Annotated in this window: 1 protein-coding gene; it reads right to left on the reverse strand. The window is 67.5% G+C overall.

Features of this window, described 5'->3' with window-relative positions:
- Positions 1–24 precede the first annotated feature (24 nt).
- Positions 25–810, reverse strand: a 786-nt coding sequence (locus IEY82_RS38725) for an RNA-guided endonuclease TnpB family protein (RefSeq protein WP_229697801.1), incomplete at its 5' end; no start/stop codon positions are given.

Consider the following 810-nt stretch of genomic DNA (forward strand, 5'->3'; position numbering starts at 1 on the left):
GGCCGAGGATTCAGCCTGTGCCGCTTAGGCGGCACTTCTGTGGCTACCTGCTTCGCCGACCGTGCCGCCCTGGCCGCGCTGACGCGCGGCCGGTCTGGTCTTACCGGTCTCCACAGGCGTTTCAGGTCTCCGCTTCCCGCCCGTTTCAGGTGCGGGTTTCCGTCCAGCGGCGACCTGCCGCCTTCCGGCGGCGAGGATGTTGATCGCTGCGTTGACGTCTCGGTCGTGGACCGCCCCGCAGGGGCAGGTCCACTCCCGGACGTTCAGCGGCATACTCTCGGCGAGCCTCCCGCAGGCCGAGCACAGTTTCGAGCTCGGGAACCAGCGGTCGATCTTGGCGAATGTCCGCCCGGACAAGGCCGCCTTGTACTCCAGCATGCCGACGAAGGCCGACCAGCCCGCGTCGTGGACGCTCTTGGCCAGCTTCGAGCGGGCCAGTCCCGTGACGGCCAAGTCCTCCACATACACCGCTTGGTTGTCGCGGATGATGCGGGTGGAGGTCTGGTGGTGGAACTCGCGGCGCGCGTCGGCGACCTTGGCGTGTGCTCGGGCGACCTCGGTCCGGGCTTTGGCCCGGTTGGCTGATCCTTTCTGCTTGCGGGACAGGGCCCGCTGCGCTTTCTTGAGTTTCTTCTCCGCCCGCCGCAAGAACCGGGGGGAGGCCACTTTGGTCCCGTCTGACAGGACGGCGAAATGGCCGAGCCCCAGATCGATGCCGGTGGCGGCCGCTACCTTCGGCAACGCCGTCTCGGTGACCTGGACGACGAATGAGGCGAAATACCGCCCGGCGGCGTCTTTGATCACGGTGAC

Source organism: Nonomuraea cavernae (assembly GCF_014646355.1).
GTDB lineage: Bacteria > Actinomycetota > Actinomycetes > Streptosporangiales > Streptosporangiaceae > Nonomuraea > Nonomuraea cavernae.